This window comes from Arthrobacter sp. CC3, from assembly GCF_039907775.1.
Taxonomy (GTDB): domain Bacteria; phylum Actinomycetota; class Actinomycetes; order Actinomycetales; family Micrococcaceae; genus Arthrobacter.
The window spans coordinates 1-17558 of record NZ_JARCCY010000030.1; the positions used below are offsets into that span (position 1 = coordinate 1).

At 66.6% G+C, this 17558-nt stretch carries 14 protein-coding genes; 8 read left to right on the forward strand and 6 right to left on the reverse strand.

The window, feature by feature from the left end:
• Positions 1-92: 92 nt before the first annotated feature.
• The 3 genes from PV761_RS16760 to PV761_RS16770 form a co-directional block, all read right to left on the reverse strand.
• Positions 93-521: a DUF1810 domain-containing protein gene (locus PV761_RS16760; RefSeq protein ID WP_028269319.1), complete on the reverse strand. Its 429-nt coding sequence runs from the start codon at positions 519-521 to the stop codon at positions 93-95.
• Positions 522-601: 80 nt separating this feature from the next.
• Positions 602-1138 carry a GNAT family N-acetyltransferase gene (locus PV761_RS16765; protein ID WP_028269318.1) on the reverse strand — a complete coding sequence of 179 codons (537 nt, stop codon included), beginning with the start codon at positions 1136-1138 and terminating at the stop codon, positions 602-604.
• Positions 1125-1811, reverse strand: coding sequence for a YigZ family protein (locus PV761_RS16770; protein WP_347898467.1), 687 nt, complete (start codon positions 1809-1811; stop codon positions 1125-1127). Before PV761_RS16770 ends, PV761_RS16765 begins: the two co-directional genes overlap by 14 nt.
• Before the next feature lie 180 nt (positions 1812-1991).
• On the opposite strand from PV761_RS16770, the gene coaE reads away from it, so the two are divergent.
• The 4 genes from coaE (at position 1992) to PV761_RS16790 (ending at position 8168) form a co-directional block, all read left to right on the forward strand.
• Positions 1992-3287 carry a dephospho-CoA kinase gene (gene coaE, locus PV761_RS16775; protein WP_347898469.1) on the forward strand — a complete coding sequence of 432 codons (1296 nt, stop codon included), beginning with the start codon at positions 1992-1994 and terminating at the stop codon, positions 3285-3287.
• A 40-nt stretch (positions 3288-3327) separates the two neighbouring features.
• Positions 3328-5409 carry an excinuclease ABC subunit UvrB gene (gene uvrB / locus PV761_RS16780; RefSeq protein ID WP_028269316.1) on the forward strand — a complete coding sequence of 694 codons (2082 nt, stop codon included), beginning with the start codon at positions 3328-3330 and terminating at the stop codon, positions 5407-5409.
• A 164-nt stretch (positions 5410-5573) separates the two neighbouring features.
• Positions 5574-6602, forward strand: a complete 1029-nt coding sequence (locus PV761_RS16785; protein WP_347898471.1) for a TerC family protein — start codon at positions 5574-5576, stop codon at positions 6600-6602.
• Between the two features lie 111 nt (positions 6603-6713).
• Positions 6714-8168, forward strand: coding sequence for an MFS transporter (locus PV761_RS16790; RefSeq protein WP_347898473.1), 1455 nt, complete (start codon positions 6714-6716; stop codon positions 8166-8168).
• Here PV761_RS16790 and PV761_RS16795 read toward each other — a convergent pair.
• From PV761_RS16795 to PV761_RS16805, 3 genes are read right to left on the reverse strand one after another with little or no spacing between them, the layout of a single operon-like run.
• Entirely contained in the window at positions 8154-9497 is a 1344-nt protein-coding gene (locus PV761_RS16795; RefSeq protein ID WP_028269314.1) for an alpha/beta fold hydrolase, read from the reverse strand. The two genes, PV761_RS16790 and PV761_RS16795, sit on opposite strands and share 15 nt — an antisense overlap.
• A 31-nt stretch (positions 9498-9528) precedes the next feature.
• Entirely contained in the window at positions 9529-10029 is a 501-nt protein-coding gene (locus tag PV761_RS16800) for a GNAT family N-acetyltransferase (RefSeq protein ID WP_347898475.1), read from the reverse strand.
• A gap of 19 nt (positions 10030-10048) precedes the next feature.
• Positions 10049-12595, reverse strand: a complete 2547-nt coding sequence (locus PV761_RS16805) for a DEAD/DEAH box helicase (RefSeq protein ID WP_028269312.1) — start codon at positions 12593-12595, stop codon at positions 10049-10051.
• A 110-nt stretch (positions 12596-12705) separates the two neighbouring features.
• Here PV761_RS16805 and PV761_RS16810 point away from each other — a divergent pair, with 110 nt between their 5' ends.
• From PV761_RS16810 to PV761_RS16825, 4 genes are all read left to right on the forward strand, one after another.
• On the forward strand, positions 12706-13482 hold the full coding sequence (locus tag PV761_RS16810) for a trans-aconitate 2-methyltransferase (protein ID WP_347898478.1): 777 nt from the start codon (positions 12706-12708) through the stop codon (positions 13480-13482).
• Positions 13483-13521: 39 nt separating this feature from the next.
• Positions 13522-15258: an ABC transporter ATP-binding protein gene (locus tag PV761_RS16815; RefSeq protein WP_347898522.1), complete on the forward strand. Its 1737-nt coding sequence runs from the start codon at positions 13522-13524 to the stop codon at positions 15256-15258.
• A gap of 113 nt (positions 15259-15371) precedes the next feature.
• Positions 15372-17162, forward strand: coding sequence for an ABC transporter ATP-binding protein (locus tag PV761_RS16820; protein WP_347898524.1), 1791 nt, complete (start codon positions 15372-15374; stop codon positions 17160-17162).
• A complete protein-coding gene (locus PV761_RS16825; protein WP_028269309.1) occupies positions 17159-17539 on the forward strand; it encodes a GntR family transcriptional regulator in 381 nt (126 codons plus the stop codon). Before PV761_RS16820 ends, PV761_RS16825 begins: the two co-directional genes overlap by 4 nt.
• Positions 17540-17558: the final 19 nt, after the last annotated feature.

Sequence of the window (17558 nt, forward strand, 5' to 3'; positions counted from 1 at the left end):
CGAACCGCCGTATGCGAGGCCCGCACGTACGGTGGTGTGAGAGGTGGGTCGGGAAACCCGACCCACCTACTCGATTACGCCGGCAGCGTTGCCTAGCCCAACAGCCGGTCGGTCGCAGGGTCCGGGTTTCCATCAAAGTACCTGTCGAGGACCTCCTGGAACACGGGCTGGTCCGGAGCGGCGCGCAGAAAAAGCGTCATGGAGGACTGTAGCTTCCGGGCGTCAATCCCCCCGAAAATCCGGACGGCGCTGAGTCCTGTGTGGCTGGCAACGGCCCGGGAGCAGTCGAACAGCCGCCGACCAAGCACGGGGTGGACCACGTAGGCCTTGGCCTCGGCCAGCGACGAGATGGCGTACTTCCGGGACGTGGGGCTCTGCCCGAGGCCGGCGATCTGCGGGAAGATGAACCACATCCAATGGCTCTCCTTGGATCCCCTGGAAAGTTCGTCCAGGGCCCGCTGATAGGTTCCGCCGGCGTTCTGGGCCTGCACGAAGCGTTCAAGGTCGAAGGGATCTTCCACGCTGCCTCCTCTGCTCAGCTGGACGCTGTCCATCCATCCAACCACCGCCCAGGTCCCGTGGCGAGGCCTGGGTTGCGGCGTCAGCGAAGGTGGATTCGCGCCGTCACCGCTCGACTGACACCGTCCCCGGCCAGTTCTGCCCCGGCGGAGCGGAGGAGTGCCTGTGCAGCCGTGTTCCCGGCGGTGGTTTCGGCCTGCAGCACGGTGGCGCCGGTGCCCACGGCCACAGCGCGGACGAGCCTCAACGCCTCCCGGCCGATGCCCCGCCCCCGGAAGCTGCGGCCCAGCCACAGCCCGGTTTCCAGCGACGCCACCCCCGGCGGCGTGGTTCCGGTGCGCTTAAGCCGGATCGAGCCGGCCACCCGGCCGCCAACACTGACGGCCCAGGATTTCTGGCCTGCCGGGCTGTTGAGGCCGGCCGCCGCGGCACGGTGGTAGTCGCGGAACCAGCTGATCCGCTCATCGTTCCAGCCGGAGGTGGCACCCAACGGGGGAGTGACCTCGTCGGCAATGGCGTCCGTGAGGGCGAGGTTCAGCAGCGCAGCCAAAACTTCCTCGTTGACGTCGAGCAGCTCCACATTGCCCGTTCGGCTGGGCGATTGTTCAGAAGGGGACATCGATCCATTCCGTTTCTTCCGGGCGGAGGACGGCGCTGCCGGCTGTCAGGGACGCAAGCCGTGCGGCGGCCCGGTCGAGTTCGTCAGGCTGGTCGGCCAGGGCCACCCTGAGAACAGTCGTGCTCGCCCCGTAGCTGGTCTCCGCCATGACATAGCCGGCCGCACGGAGGTCGTTTTCCAGCCTTCCGGCGGCGGAATGCCGGACCTCGACGGAGCAGATCCGCAGCCGGCTGCGCCGGACCAGCGGTGCCAGGTCCAGCGCGGAGGAAACCGACTCGGAGTAGGCGCGCACCAGCCCGCCCGCACCGAGGAGGATCCCGCCAAAATAGCGGACGACGACGGCGGTGACGTCGCTCAGGTCAGTGACCCCGGGCGCTGTTTCCCGCCGGAGGAGGGCCTCGAGCATGGGGATGCCGGCGGTTCCGGACGGTTCGCCGTCGTCGCTGGAGCGCTGGACGTCGCGGTCCGGTCCCAGAACGAATGCTGAGCAGTGGTGCCGGGCGTCGTGGAACTCCTTGCGCAGCCCTGCCACCAGGTCCCTTGCGCCTTCTTCCTCCCCGCTGCGCCGCATCACGGTGATGAACCGGGACCGTTTGATCTCGAGTTCATGGCGGAAATCCGGCCCGGCCGCGAGGGTGGTGTAGGCGGTAGCCCTGCTTTCTTGCTCATGCACCGCCCAAGTCTAGTCCGGGCGTGGTGCCGCGAGGTGGGTGAGCGGTGGCTGGGCCCACACCGCCAGGGTTCCCTGGGCGAGCGTAGCGAGGTCAGGGGAGCGGTGGGTGGGCCCACGCCGCCAGGGTTCCCTGGGCGAGCGTAGCGAGGTCAGGGGAGCGGTGGGGACTACTCTGGTGGGGTGCTGAAGATCGGGTTGACGGGCGGCATCGCCTCGGGAAAGTCAGTGGTAGCCTCGCGTTTGCGCGAACTGGGGGCCGTCCTGGTCGACGCCGATGCCCTCGCCCGTGAGGTCGTCGAGCCGGGCACCCCCGGACTGGCCCGCGTGGTGGAAGCCTTCGGGGCGGACATGCTGGCTGCGGACGGCGGGCTGGACCGGGCCCGGCTCGGCGCGCTGGTATTCGGCGATCCGGACAGGCTCGCGGTGCTCAACGGCATCGTCCATCCCCTGGTCCGGGAGCGGGCCGCCGCGATGATTGACGCCGCCCCCGGCGGCGCCGTCGTCGTACAGGACATTCCCTTGCTCGTGGAAACGGGCCAGGGCAGCAATTTCCATCTCGTGCTGGTGGTGGATGCACCCGATGAGGTTCGGGTCCGGCGCATGGTGGAACAACGGAACATGACCGAGGAGCAGGCGAGGTCGCGGATGGCTGCGCAGGCCGCCAGGGACGACCGCCTGGCCGCCGCGGACGTGGTGCTGGACAACTCCGGGAGCATCGATGAACTAAAAGCTGCCGTTGACGGTCTGTGGACCCGGCGCCTGGTCCCTTTTGCGGACAACATCAGCAAGCAGCGTCCGGCGCCGCGGACGGGCGGGCCGGTGCTTGCCCCGGCGGATCCAACGTGGAAAGCGCAGGCCGTTCGCCTCGCTGCCCGGCTGGAGGTCGCGGCTCCTGCGGACATCGTGGCCGTGGACCACATCGGCTCCACCGCCGTACCCGGACTTGACGCCAAAGACATCATTGACCTCCAGTTGACCGTTGCGGACCTTGCGACGGCGGACCGGATCGCGCCGCTCCTGGCCGCGGCGGGCTTTCCGCTGTGGCCGGGAGTGTTTGCCGACAGCCCCAAGCCGTCGCACCCTGATCCGGCTGTCTGGGCCAAGCGCCTTCACGGCAACGCCGACCCCGGCAGGCCGGTCAACCTGCACGTCCGGCCCGCGGGTTCGCCCGGCTGGCGGTTCGCCCTGTGTTTCCGGGACTGGCTCCGTGACGACGCTGCGGCCAGGAGCGACTACGTGGCGGAGAAGCGGAGGGTTGCCGCCCTCCACAGCGTGGACAAGTCGACGGCGGGCTACGCTGCAGACAAGGAAGCATGGTTCACGGAGCATGCCGCCGGCCGGATGGACGCGTGGGTGCAGCGCACCGGCTGGCAACCGCCGTCGTACATATCGGCGCCGGCAACGGGTACGGCTGCCGGTGCGGCGACCGCTGCCGCTGCCTCTGCCGACGCAGTCAGCGGTACTGCCCAAAGCTGAATCGGGGCACGTTGTCAGAGCCCGGCGGTAGATTATATTCATGAGTCTTGCCCAGCAAATCAACCGTGTCGTGGCTCCGTTCGAGGTCATCAGTGAATTCAAGCCGGCGGGCGACCAGCCGGCCGCCATCGCGGAGCTGACTGAACGCATCAAGAACGGCGAAAAGGACGTGGTGCTGCTTGGCGCCACCGGTACCGGCAAAAGCGCGACGACGGCCTGGCTCATTGAGCAGGTCCAGCGACCCACGCTGGTGATGGTGCAGAACAAGACCCTCGCCGCTCAGTTGGCCAACGAATTCCGGGAACTGCTCCCGAACAACGCCGTCGAGTATTTCGTCTCCTACTACGACTACTACCAGCCGGAAGCCTACGTGGCGCAGACGGACACCTTCATCGAGAAGGACTCCTCCATCAACGAGGAAGTGGAACGGCTCCGCCACTCCGCGACCAATGCCTTGCTGACCCGCCGCGACGTGATCGTGGTGGCCACTGTGTCCTGCATCTACGGCCTGGGCACGCCGGAAGAGTACATCGCCGGAATGGTCACGCTCCGCAAGGGGGCGGAGATGAACCGTGACGACCTCCTCCGGAAATTCGTCTCCATGCAGTACGCCCGCAACGACATGGACTTCCACCGCGGCACGTTCCGGGTCCGCGGCGACACCGTGGAAATCATCCCGATGTACGAGGAACTGGCCATCCGGATCGAGTTCTTCGGCGACGAGATCGAGAACATCCACACCCTGCACCCCCTCACCGGCGAGGTGATCCGGGACGAAGAAGAAATGTACGTCTTCCCGGCCTCGCATTACGTTGCCGGACCGGAACGCATGGCCCGGGCCATTAAGCGGATCGAGGACGAACTCGCCGAACGGCTGCAGGTCCTGGAAAGCCAGAACAAGCTCGTGGAAGCCCAGCGGCTCCGCATGCGCACCACCTACGACCTCGAAATGATGCAGCAGATGGGTTTCTGCAACGGCATCGAGAACTACTCCTCACACATTGACGGCCGGGCCCGCGGAACAGCGCCGCACTGCCTCCTGGACTACTTTCCGGACGACTTCCTGCTGGTCATCGACGAGTCCCATGTGACGGTGCCTCAGATCGGCGCCATGTACGAGGGCGACATGTCCCGCAAGCGGAACCTGGTGGACTTCGGCTTCCGCCTGCCTTCCGCCATGGACAACCGGCCGCTCAAATGGGACGAGTTCCAGGAGCGCATTGGCCAGACTGTGTACCTGTCCGCCACCCCGGGCAAGTACGAACTGGGCAAGTCCGACGGCTTTGTCCAGCAAATCATCCGACCCACCGGCCTGATCGACCCCGAGGTGGTGGTCAAGCCCACGAAGGGCCAGATCGACGACCTGCTGGGGGAGATCAAGACCCGCACGGCGAAGAACGAACGTGTCCTCGTCACCACCCTCACCAAGCGGATGGCGGAAGACCTCACCGACTATCTGCTGGGCCACGGCGTGAAAGTGGAGTACCTGCACTCCGATGTGGACACGCTCCGCCGTGTGGAGCTGCTGCGGGAACTGCGGATGGGTGTATTCGACGTCCTCGTGGGCATCAACCTGCTCCGGGAAGGCCTTGACCTCCCCGAAGTTTCGCTGGTGAGCATCCTGGACGCGGACAAGGAAGGCTTCCTACGGTCCTCAACCTCCCTGATCCAGACCATCGGCCGCGCCGCCCGTAACGTGTCGGGACAGGTCCACATGTACGCCGACCGGATCACCGATTCCATGGCGCACGCGATCGACGAGACCAACCGGCGCCGCGCGATCCAGGTGGCCTACAACACCGAAAACGGCATCGACCCGCAGCCGCTGCGGAAAAAGATCGCGGACATCACGGACCAGCTGGCCAAGGAGGATGCGGACACCCGCGAACTGCTCGCCACGGCAGGGAAAACCCGGGGCAAGGGCAAGGGCGCGTCCACCGTGCGCCAGGACGGCCTGGCGGCTGCCCCGGCGGAAGACCTCGTGGGCCTGATCGAGCAGCTGACGGAACAGATGCACGCCGCAGCCGGCGAACTGCAGTTCGAACTGGCCGCCCGGCTGCGCGACGAAGTGGGCGAATTGAAGAAGGAACTGCGGCAGATGCAGGCCGCCGGCCATGCCTAGGGTAAAGTTGTTGTCACGTAGGGGAGTATCCCAAGCGCTACGATCGTCAACACGCACGGCATAGATGCCCTGCCGGGCGTAGCGGGCTGCCGTTTCAGCACCAAGTGCGCAGGCAAGCCGGAGAGACTTACACCGCATCTCTGTACCCTGCGAAAGGCATCCCTGTGCTCGAACTACCCGTCTGGTTCGAGGTCGGCTCACTCGTCGTCCTCGGCCTCATCCTCCTCATTGACCTGCTGCTGGTTGTCCGGCGGCCGCACGAACCTTCCATGAAGGAAGCCGGCCTCTGGGTGGCGTTCTACGTCTCACTGGCCCTGGTCTTTGCGGGCGCTATGTTCGCCTTCACGGGCCCGGAGTACGGCGGGCAATTCGTTGCCGGCTGGGTGACGGAATACAGCCTCAGCATCGACAACCTCTTTGTCTTCATCATCATCATGGCCCGCTTCTCCGTGCCCCGTAAGTACCAGCAGGAAGTGCTGATGGTGGGCATCATCATCGCGCTGATCCTGCGTGGCATCTTCATCCTGCTGGGCGCCATCGTGATTGAGCAGTTCAGCTGGGTCTTCTACATCTTCGGCGCCTTCCTCCTCTGGACCGCCTGGAAGCAGGCCCAGGACGAAGGCGAGGACGAAGAGGACAAGGAAAACCCGCTGATCGCGAGGCTCCGCAAGGTGATCCCGATGTCGGAGAAGTTCGACGGCGGCAAGCTGCGCACCACGGTTGACGGCAAGAAGGTCTTCACCCCGATGCTGATCGTTTTCGTCACGATCGGCCTGACCGACCTGCTGTTCGCTGTCGACTCCATTCCGGCGATCTTCGGCCTGACGCAGAGCCCGTTCATTGTCTTCACGGCAAACCTCTTCGCCCTCATGGGCCTGCGCCAGCTGTACTTCCTGCTGGGCGGCCTGATGAACCGACTGATCTACCTGAAGCACGCGCTCTCCTTCATCCTGGCGTTCATCGGCGTCAAGCTGGTCCTCCACGCCATGCACGTCAACGAACTTCCGTTCATCAACGGCGGCCACCACATCGAGTGGGCCCCCGAGATTCCCACGTTCGTGTCCCTGGCTGTCATTGTGGGCACCATCATCGTCGCCGTGATCGCCAGCCTGGTGAGCTCCAAGGCTGCACAGGCAAAGGTGGACGCCCGCCTCGAAGAGGACGCCCGCAAGAGCATGAGCGACGCCGAGTAGCCTTCGCACCGTTCCACGTTTCTGCTAGCAACCCCGGTCACATCGCTGACCGGGGTTGCCTGCGTCTGACGGCCCTGTTTGTCCCGGCACGGGCGGGGCTATGCTCTAGTGATGGCAAACACTTCCGGGGCGGAGCCCGGGGTGCGCCACGATCAGCGGCGGCCCCTGCAACGCCAAACCGTCCAGCGGCGCACCGTCATCCTGCTGGGGTCGGCGCAGCTGCTCAGCGGAATCGGCACCGGGGCCACCGTTTCCATCGGCTCACTGCTCGCGGTGGACCTCTCCGGATCCAGTGCCTGGGCAGGCTCCGTTTCCACCGTGATGACCCTCGCCGCCGCCTTGTCGGCGCTGCCGCTGGCTTCGCTGGCAGACCGCCGCGGGCGCCTGGCGGGGCTGGTGACAGGTCTTGCGGCGGCCCTCGCCGGTGTCGGATGCATCGTGGTTTCCATCGTCTCCGGCAGCTTCCTGTTGCTGCTCCTGGGCACCGCCGGAGTGGGACTCGGCACGGCATCAAACCTGCAGGCGCGTTTCGCGGCCGTGGACCTCGCCGATGACGAGCATCGCGGGCGGTCCCTGTCCGCCGTCGTCTGGGCCATCACCATCGGCGCCGTGGCAGGACCCAACCTCATCCAGCCCGGCGCCGTAGTGGGCCAGGCAGTCGGGCTCCCGCCCATCGCCGGGCCCTTCATCATTTCCGCGGCCGGGCTTGTGCTGGCCTGCGCCCTGCTGCTCGCCGGGCTCAGGCCCGACCCGCTGCTGTTCGCCCGGGAGCTCGCGGCGGTCGGCCGGCAACCGGCAGACAACCAGCCCGCCAGCCAGCATCAAACCGGCCAGCATCAAACCGGCCAACCGCCCGCCGGCCGGCAACCCTCCGTCGCACGCCGGCGCGGCGCCCTTGCCCGGGGATGGCGTGCTGCCCGCGGCTCACCGTCCGCCATCCTGGCGTTGGCCGCCGTCGTGGGCGCCCACGCCGTCATGGTCGGGGTGATGTCCGTGACGCCCCTCCACCTGCAGGAACTGGTGGCCGGCCCCGGCGCGGCCGCCCACGCCGGCCACACGGCCTCCGGCGACGTCCTGGTGATCATTGGCTTCACCATCTCGCTGCACATTGCCGGGATGTTTGCGTTGTCGCCCGTGATGGGGTGGCTGACGGACAAGGCGGGACGAAAACAGACCGTCGTCATCGGGTTCGCCCTGCTGGTCGCAGCTGCAGCCGTGGCCGGGGCCGGCCAGCGGTCAACCACCGCCGTGGCTGTGGGACTGGTCCTCCTGGGACTCGGTTGGTCCGCCGCCACCGTCGCCGGCTCCACCCTCCTGGCGGAAAGCGTCCGCCAGGAGGAAGGCGTTATGGTCCAGGGCGTTTCGGACATGCTCATGGGAGCAGCAGGCGCCGTAGGCGGCGCGTCCTCCGGCCTCATCCTCAGCTGGGCGGGTTACTCCGGACTCAACGTGGCCGGAGGCGTCGTTGCCGGCGTCGTGCTTGCCGCGGCCGTGATGGCCCTCCTGCCCGGACGGGCAGGAGACCGGGTGGCCCCGACGGCCGGCGGCCGCTCAGCTGCGGACTGAACGCACCATTCCCAGCAGGCGCCCGAAGATGCCTTCGCCGTCGTCCGCAATGCCGTCATGGTGGAATTCCGCAGTCTCCCAGACCTGGAGTCCGCGCACGGCAGACGCCGTTTCGAGGGATAGGTCCCGGTCGACGTAGATGTCCTCGCTGTACACCGCGGCGGCAACGGGGACGGTGTTCGCGGCAAGCCGTTCCGGGTCGTACAGCGGTTTCCAGTCGGCCTTCTCAGCCAGCAGCCGTGCAACATTCCGCAGCGGACGGAGCGCCGCGTCCTGCTCGAAATACCAGGGATAGACCATTTCTCCGGTCAGCAGCGGCTCGGCGGCGTCGGGGCGGAACTCGGGAAAGTCCTGGAGCACCCGCAGCGCGGCCCAGTCCGTGGCTTCGCCCTGGCCGTAGATGGACTCGTGCATGAGGGCGTACAGCGGGTTCCCGGCGCGGGTGACAATGCCGCGGACCTGCTCCAGGAAGGAGTCAGAGAGGCGGTCGCCGTCGGGCGTGGCCACGAAGGCGTCCTCCAGCAGGTGGTGCAGGGTGTCCACCCTGGTGTTCCCGCCCAGGAAGGACCCCACCATCTGGAAACGCTCTACGGTGAGCCGCTGGCCGTCGGGCAGGTGCTCCTCTGTGTCGCGGAGGTGCCGGGCAATCCGGCTGACCGCGGCACGGTCCTCCGGGTAGGACTTGAAGTATTCGGCGTTGCGGGCGGCCACGCGGCGGTAGGTGGCCTGGTACACCCTGTCGGCAGGGCCTGCCAGCGGCCCCAGCCCGCCGGTGATGAGCGCCTCGCGAAGTCCCTCCGGTGCAAAGGAGAGGTAGGTCAGGGCGCAGAAACCGCCGTAGCTTTGCCCGTAGATGGTCCACGGGCCGGACCCGAGGGCATGCCTGATCGCCTCGGCGTCTGCCACAATCGAGTCCGCCCGGAAGTGGGTCAGGTACTCCAGCTGGTCGGCGTCGTTTCCGCGGAGCGGGAGCGTGTTGCGGTCGATCGGGGCGGACAGCCCGGTGCCGCGCTGGTCCAGCATGAGGATGCGGAAGTCCCTGGCGGCGGCTTTGCTCCAGCCGCCAAGGGAGGGAAACCGGTTGCCCCTGCCGCCGGGGCCGCCCTGCAGGTAAAGGAGCCACGGGAGGTCGGCGGCGGCCTCCTCACTGTGGTCCGCGGAGACGTACTCCCGCGCAAACACCGTGACCGTCTCCCCGGTGCCGCCGTTGAAGTGGTCCAGCGGCACCTCAAAGAAGTGCTCCGCCGTACGCATTCCGCGGTACTCGTGCCGCGCCTTAACCGTGTGCGGAACAGCCGGCACGTCGGCGGCGGCGGCAGCCTCCAGCATTCCCACGGCGGCCAGGCCGGTCATCGGAAGATCAGCCAAGGACGTGCGCCTCACGGGCGGTCCCGAACGAGTCGAGGGCTTCCCCGGTCAGCCGGAATGTTGACCATTCCTCCATGGGGAATGCGCCGAGTTTCTTGTAGAAGTTAATGGACGGTTCGTTCCAGTCCAGAACGCTCCATTCAACGCGGGCATAGCCGCGTTCGACGGCGGTGGCCGCCAGGTGCTGCAGCAGCGCCTTGCCGTGGCCCTCGCCGCGCGCCTCCGGAGTCACGTACAGGTCCTCGAGGTAGATGCCGTGGACGCCTTCCCAGGTGGAATAGTTCAGGAACCACAGCGCGAAACCCCGGATCTCGCCGGATTCGTTTTCAGCCATGGCGGCAAAAACCCTCGGGTTCTCGCCGAACAGGACGCCGGCGAGCATTTCCGGTGTGTTCCGGACGGCGTCGGGTTCCTTCTCGTAGACAGCCAGTTCGTGGATCATCTGCAGGATGACGGGGACATCTTCAACGGTGGCGGGCCGGATTACACTCATCATTCGAGTTTACTAGCGACTACAGCCGGTTCACGTCGGTCACCCGGACCACTGCCGTTCCGGTTTCGTCAGACGCCGCCAGGTCCACCTCCGCCGAGATCCCCCAGTCGTGGTTGCCTGCAGGATCATCAAAGATCTGCCGGACCTTCCACATCCCCGGCTCTTCGGTGATGATCAGCAGGCCCGGACCGCGGGCGTCCGGTCCGGTGCCGATGTCGTTGTGTTCGTCAAAGTAGTCGTCCAGGACGTCCTCCCAGCGGTCGGCGTCCCAGCCGGCGGCGGCGTCGAGTTCGCCGAGTTCCGTGGCCGCCTCGTCGGCGAAAAGCTCCACGCGCCGGAACATCTCGTTGCGGACCATCACGCGGAACGCCCGGATGTTGGACGTCAGCGACGGCGGCGGGGGCGGGGGAGCGTCGTGCGGGGTCGGTGCGGCGCCGGAGGTCAGCTCCTCCCATTCGTCCAGGAGGCTCGAATCGACCTGCCGGACCAGCTCGCCCAGCCAGGCAATCAGGTCCTCGAGGTCCTCCCGCAGGGCGTCCTGCGGAACAGTCTGGCGCAGCGCCTTGAAACCGTCGGCGAGGTACCGCAGCACAATGCCCTCGGAACGCGCCAGCCCGTAGAACTGGACGAATTCGCCGAAGTTCATGGCCCGCTCGTACATGTCCCGGACCACGGATTTGGGGGCTAGCTCGAAATCGCCGATCCAGGGCGCGGCCTTCCGATAGACGTCGAAGGCCTCGCCCAGGATTTCCGCGAGCGGCTGGGGGTAGGTGACGTCTTCGAGCATGGCCATCCGCTGGTCATACTCAATGCCGTCGGCCTTCATGGCGGCGATGGCTTCGCCGCGGGCCTTCTTCTGCTGCGCAGACAGGATCTGCCGGGGCTTTTCCAGCGTGGATTCGATCACGGAGACGACGTCCAGGGCGTACGACGGCGACTCCGGGTCCAGGAGCTCCAGCGCCGCCAGCGCGAACGGGGAGAGCGGCTGGTTCAGCGCGAAGTTGGCCTGCAGGTGGACGGTGAGCCTGACGGTCCTGCCATCGGGGCCCTGTTCCCCGGGCGGAATCCGCTCCACCACGCCGGCGGCCAGCAGTTCCCGGTAGATGCCCAGGGCCTTCTTCATCAGCTGCAGCTGGGAGCTGCGGGGTTCGTGGTTTTCCGTGAGCAGCCGCCGTGCGGCCTTGAAGGGGTCGCCGGGCCGTTCCATCAGGTTCATCAGCATGGCGTGCGTGACGGTGAAGCTGGAGGTGAGCGGGTCCGGGACGGAGTCCACCAGACGGTTGTAGGTGGGTTCGCCCCAGGACACGAAGCCCTCCGGCGGCTTCCGCTTGACCACCTGGCGGAGCTTCTTCTGGTCATCCCCGAATTTGGCAGTGGCCTTGGCCATTGCCTTGACGTTTTCGATCACGTGTTCGGGAGCCTGCACCACCACCGTGCCGGCGGTGTCGTAGCCGGCACGGCCTGCGCGCCCCGCGATCTGGTGGAACTCGCGCGAATTCAGCAGCCGGGTGCGGACGCCGTCGTACTTGCTGAGGGCAGTGAGCAGGACGGTGCGGATGGGCACGTTGATGCCCACACCGAGGGTGTCCGTCCCGCAGATGACCTTGAGCAGGCCGGCCTGCGCCAACTGCTCCACCAGCCGGCGGTACTTGGGCAGCATGCCGGCGTGGTGCACGCCGATCCCGTGCCGCACCAGCCGGTTCAGGGTCTTGCCGAAGCCGGCCGCAAAACGGAACCCTGCAATGAGTTCCGCGATCTTGTCCTTTTCCTCGCGGGTGCAGACGTTGATGCTCATCAGGTTCTGCGCGCGGTCGATCGCCTCGAGCTGGCTGAAGTGGACCACATAAACCGGGACCTGTTTGGTGGAGAGCAGCTCCTCCAAGGTCTCGTGGACCGGCGTCTGCTCGTAGTAGTAGTGCAGCGGAATCGGGCGTTCAGCAGAACTGACGGTCGTCGTCCGGCGCCCGGTCAGCTCGGTAAGGCCGGTTTCAAAACGGCTGACATCACCCAGCGTGGCGGACATCAGCAGGAACTGCGCCTGCGGAAGCTCCAGCAGCGGTACCTGCCAGGCCCACCCTCGCTGGGGGTCGGAGTAGAAATGGAACTCGTCCATGATCACTGCGCCCAGGTCCGCTCCGGAGCCCTCGCGCAGGGCAATGTTGGCGAGGATTTCAGCGGTGCAGCAGATAATGGGGGCGTCCTGGTTGACCCCGGAGTCACCCGTGATCATGCCGACGTTTTCGGCCCCGAAGATCTCGCACAGGGCGAAGAACTTCTCCGAGACCAGTGCCTTGATGGGAGCCGTGTAGTAGCTGCGGTCGCCCCTCGCCATGGCCTGGAAGTGTGCGGCGATCGCCACCAGGGACTTGCCCGAACCCGTCGGAGTAGCCAGAATGACGTTGTCCCCGGACGCCAGCTCCATGATGGCTTCATCCTGGGCGGCGTAGAGGGACAGTCCGCGGCTTTCCGTCCATTCGACGAAGCGGGTGTAGAGCTCGTCCGGATCATGGTCCGTCCCGCTGGAGGTGCGTTTGGCCGGGACAGGGAGCTGCTCAACGAGTTTCATTGCTTTCAAGCTTAGTGCCCGCCGCCAATGGGTGGTTCTTCCTTGGTCGCGGGGCCGGGCCGGGCTAGGCTCGGCCTGACGGCAACAGCACGAGTCATTGGAGGGCGTCTTTGAAGTGGGATCCTGCGAAGTACGTGGAGTTCGGGAACCATCGCGACAGGCCGTATTTTGACCTCACCGCGCGGGTCCTTGCCGAGAAGCCCCGCCACGTGGTGGACCTCGGCTGCGGACCGGGAAACCTGACGGCCACCCTCGCAGAGCGCTGGCCCCAGGCCGACGTGGTGGGAATAGACTCCTCCGCCGAGATGCTGCGTCAGGCAGCGGCCCAGGCACGGTTCGCCAATCTTTCCTTCGCGCTGCAGGACATCACCGAATGGATGCCCTCGGACCAAACCGACGTGGTGGTGTCCAACGCCGCCCTCCAATGGGTCCCCGGCCACCCCGCCTTGCTGGCCGGCTGGCTCGAGGCGCTCAAGCCCGGCGCCTGGTTCGCCCTGCAGGTTCCCGGAAATTTCAGGTCGCCCTCGCACGTGCTGATGAGGCAGCTAGCCGAGTCCGTCCGCTGGAAGGATACGCTCGGCGGCATCCTGCGCCACGACGACGCCGTGGCCGAACCCGCCGGGTACCTGAACATCATGCTCGACGCCGGCTGTGAGGCTGACGCCTGGGAGACCACCTACCAGCAGGTGCTCCACGGACCGGACCCAGTGCTGGAATGGGTCAGGGGTGCAGGGCTGCGGCCCGTGCTGTCGGCGCTCGCTCCGGCCGAGGCCGCGGAATTCGAGGCCGAATACTCGGAGCTGCTCAGGGACGCCTATCCTGCCACCGCCCATGGCACCGTTTTTCCGTTCCGGAGGATCTTCGCAGTCGCGCGGAAACGGGGCTGACATGCCGTCCCGGCGGGGGGAGGTGCGGTGCTCCGAGGCATGATGCTGCGGCTGCTCGCCGAGCATAAGCCGGTGGTCCTGGCCATCGTGCTGCTGCAGCTTGTCCAGACCACGGCCAACCTGTTGCTGCCCACGCTCAATGCCGCCGTCATTGACGACGGAATCGTCAAGGGGAACACGGACGTTATCCTTCGGCTGGGCGGCTGGATGGCGGGAATAGCCGCCATCCAGGTGGCGGCTGCCCTTGCCGCAGGGTACTTCAGCGCCAATGTGGCGATGAAGCTCGGCCACCGGCTCCGCCAGGAACTCTTCGCCAAGGTCCAGTCGCTCTCCTCCCAGGAGGTTGGCGCGTTCGGCGTGCCCAGCCTGGTCACCCGTGGCACCAATGATGTCCAGCAGATCCAGGCACTGGCCGTGCTGGTCTTCACCATGCTCGTGGCAGCTCCCGCCATGGGAATCGGCGGAATCGTGCTGGCCCTCAACCAGGACGTGGTGCTGTCCGGCATTGTGGTGGCCATCATTCCGGTGCTGGTGCTCATCATGTTCGTCATCGTGCGCCGGCTCGTGCCCCTGTACCGGGAGGGCCAGGTCCTGATCGACCGCATCGGCAGGGTGTTGCGGGAGCAGATCATCGGAGCCAACGTCATCCGTGCCTTCGTCCGCCAAGCACATGAGGCGCACCGCTTCGCCGTCGTCAACCGTGAACTGACCCGGAACAACCTGCAGTCTGCACTGCTGGTGGCAGCGATGCTGCCGCTGATCATGATCGTGGTGAACCTGTCGTCGGTGGGCGTGGTGTGGTTCGGCGGCCACCGGATCCAGGCCGGGGACATGCAGATCGGCTCGCTGACGGCCTTCATTGCCTACATCCTGCAGATCCTCATTGCCATCATGATGGCAATGTACGTGCTGATGACGGCACCCCGCGCCGCGGTGTGCGCCGAACGGATCCAGGCCGTGCTGGACACCCGCCCCGCCATCGCGGATCCACCGATTTCCCGGGCCGGGCTGCCCCACGCGCGGCGCACTCCCGGTGGCACGGTGGAATTCCGCAACGTCACTTTTGCCTACCCCGGAGCGGAAGCACCCGTGCTGGACCGCATCAGTTTCACGGCCTCGCCGGGCACAGTCACCGCCATCATCGGTTCCACCGGCAGCGGCAAGACAACGCTGCTCAACCTGCTGCCCCGGTTCCTGGAAACCACTTCCGGAGAGGTCCTGATCGGCGGCCACGACGTCAAGTCACTTCCCGTCCATTTCCTCCGCGACAGCCTGTCACTGGTGCCCCAGCGTGCCTACCTCTTTTCCGGGACCGTGGCCGAGAACCTGAGGATAGCGGCCCCGGAGGCCAGCGACGCGGACCTCCTTCGTGCGCTCCGCACCGCCCAGGCGGAGGACTTTGTGCGCGACCTCCCGGACGGGATCCATAGCCCCGTGAGCCAGGGCGGAACGAACTTCTCCGGCGGGCAGCGCCAACGGCTGTGCATCGCCCGCGCACTGCTCCGGGACGCTCCCGTATACGTTTTCGATGACAGCCTCTCGGCGCTGGACTACGCCACGGACGCCCGCCTCCGCCAGGCCCTCGTCCCGCTCACGCACCGGTCCACCGTCATCATCGTCGCGGAACGCATCGCCACCATCCTTGACGCCGGACTCATTCTGGTGCTGGACCAGGGGAGGCTCGTTGCCCAGGGGACGCATGCCGAACTCATGCGCACCTCGACGGTCTACCAGGAAATCGCCGCCTCTCAGCTCGCGTTGGGAGGCCGACTGTGAGGACTGCCACCACAAACACCACACCGACGACGACGGCGGTGGCCGGAGCAGGTGCCGGTGCCTGGGCCACCGGGAGGCGGCTGCTTGGACTGCTGCGGCCGGTTAAGTGGCGCATGCTCGCCGCTGTGGTGGCCACCTGCGCGTTTGTGGCGCTCAACGTGTCGGCCCCCAAGCTGCTGGGTGACGCCACCGACGTCGTGGTTGAAGGTGTTTTTGGAGGGACCTTCAACGAACAGCAGCTGGCCGCACTGCTGCTGGTGGTCGCGGTGATGTACATCGGTGCGTCGGTGTTCAGCTGGGTCCAGGGAGCGGTCACCGCCATGGCGGTGCAACGGGTGAGCTACGGGCTGCGGGCCGCGGTGGAGGACAAACTGGCGAGGCTGCCGTCCGCGCATTTCGACGAGCAGCGGCGCGGCGATGTCCTCAGCCGCGCAACGAACGACGTCGACAACATCTCGCAGGCCATGAACCAGTTGCTGAACCAGCTGATCCTGTCGGTGCTGATGCTCCTCGGCGCGTTGTCCATGATGTTGTGGCTTTCGCCGCTGCTGGCGGTCATTGCCCTTGTGACCGTGCCGTTTTCCACGGTGGTGACGGTATTGATAGCCCGCAAGTCCCAGGTTCACTTTTCCGAGCAGTGGACCACCACGGGTGAGCTCAACGCGCACCTGGAGGAGTACATCACGGGGCACGAGGTGCTCAAGGCTTTCGGCCGGCAGGGCATGGCCACCGAGATCTTCACCAACAGCAATGACCGGCTCTTCCGGACCAGTGCACGTGCCCAGTACGTTTCCGGCGCCGTGCAGCCGCTGCTGGTGTTTGTTTCAAACCTCAATTACATTGCGGTGGCCGTGGTGGGCGCGCTGCAGGTCACGGCAGGTGCCATGACCATCGGCGGGGTCCAGGCCTTCATCCAGTTCAGCAGGCTTTTCAGCCAGCCCATCGGCCAGATCGGCGGCATGCTGACCCTGATCCAGTCCTGCATGGCGTCGGCTGAACGCGTGTTCGCCCTGCTGGACGCGCCGGAGATTCCACGCGACGGAGCCGGGCAGGACCCGGCAGGACGGGCCGGGTCCGGCCAGCACAGGGCCGACCCGGCCGAAGGCGCGCCAACGGACGGCGTCACCGTTGGCGCCACCGGCGGCCGGGTGGTGTTCGACGCTGTCACCTTCGGCTACAGCCGTGACGTTCCGGTGGTCGAGGAATTGTCCTTCACCGCCGAGCCGGGGCAGACCGTCGCGATCGTGGGCCATACCGGGGCGGGCAAAACCACCATGGTGAACCTGCTCATGAGGTTCTATGAGCTCGATTCCGGCCGGATCACCATTGACGGCGAGGACATCACCGGGCGCTCCCGCGATGAACTGCGCTCCCTGATCGGGATGGTGCTGCAGGACGCCTGGGTGTTCAGCGGCTCCATCAGGGAGAACATTGAATACGGCCGTCCCGGCGCGAGCGAGGCAGACATCCTCGAAGCCGCCGAAGCCACCCTGGTGGACCACTTCGTGCGGGCCCTTCCGGACGGCTACGCGACCGTGCTCGGCAACGACGGAGACACCCTGAGCCAGGGCCAGCGGCAGCTCATCACCATAGCCCGCGCCCACCTCGCCGGACGGAGCATCCTGATCCTGGACGAGGCGACGAGCTCCGTTGACACGCGCACGGAAGTGCAGATCCGGCAGGCCATGCAGCGGCTGCGGCGGGGACGGACCAGCTTCGTCATCGCCCACCGTTTGTCCACTGTGCGGGACGCTGATCTAATTCTGGTCATGGACCACGGACGAATCGTAGAGCAAGGGAACCACCAACAGCTGCTGGCAGCCAACGGCCATTACGGCAGGCTGTACGCCGCACAGTTTGCCGGCGGGGAAGAGACCCCGAGCGCACCGGAGTCCGGCCGGTGAGCGGCGCGCAGGAATTTCCGGGGACCTGGAAACCCAACCAGGGCAGTACAGTGCCCCTGTTCGAACAGCTGCGGCTGAACATCATCGAGCGGGCGGACAGCGGCACCCTGGCACCCGGGACGAGGCTGCCCGCCGTCCGCAACCTTGCCGCGGCACTGGGCGTCGCGCCGCACACAGTGGCCCGCGCCTATAAGGAGCTGGAGGCGGCAGGAGTTGTCGCCACCCGCGGCAGGCACGGAACCATCGTCTGCGCCAGGGACGAGGCATGGACCTCCCTGACCGCGGCGGCGGCCGAATTCGCCACGGCGGCAAAGGCGCAGGGCGCCAGCTTCGCGGAGGCAGTGCAGCTGCTGGCGGCCGCGTACGACGCCGAATAGGCGCCCTCAATAGAAATTC

Excerpts from the sequence above, each read along its gene's own strand:
- PV761_RS16765 (WP_028269318.1), bottom strand. The coding sequence starts at position 1,138 with ATGTCCCCTTCTGAACAATCGCCCAGCCGAACGGGCAATGTGGAGCTG.
- uvrB (WP_028269316.1), top strand. The coding sequence starts at position 3,328 with ATGAGTCTTGCCCAGCAAATCAACCGTGTCGTGGCTCCGTTCGAGGTC.
- PV761_RS16790 (WP_347898473.1), top strand. The coding sequence starts at position 6,714 with ATGGCAAACACTTCCGGGGCGGAGCCCGGGGTGCGCCACGATCAGCGG.
- PV761_RS16795 (WP_028269314.1), bottom strand. The coding sequence starts at position 9,497 with ATGCTGGAGGCTGCCGCCGCCGCCGACGTGCCGGCTGTTCCGCACACG.
- PV761_RS16800 (WP_347898475.1), bottom strand. The coding sequence starts at position 10,029 with ATGAGTGTAATCCGGCCCGCCACCGTTGAAGATGTCCCCGTCATCCTG.
- PV761_RS16805 (WP_028269312.1), bottom strand. The coding sequence starts at position 12,595 with ATGAAACTCGTTGAGCAGCTCCCTGTCCCGGCCAAACGCACCTCCAGC.
- PV761_RS16815 (WP_347898522.1), top strand. The coding sequence starts at position 13,522 with ATGATGCTGCGGCTGCTCGCCGAGCATAAGCCGGTGGTCCTGGCCATC.
- PV761_RS16820 (WP_347898524.1), top strand. The coding sequence starts at position 15,372 with ATGCTCGCCGCTGTGGTGGCCACCTGCGCGTTTGTGGCGCTCAACGTG.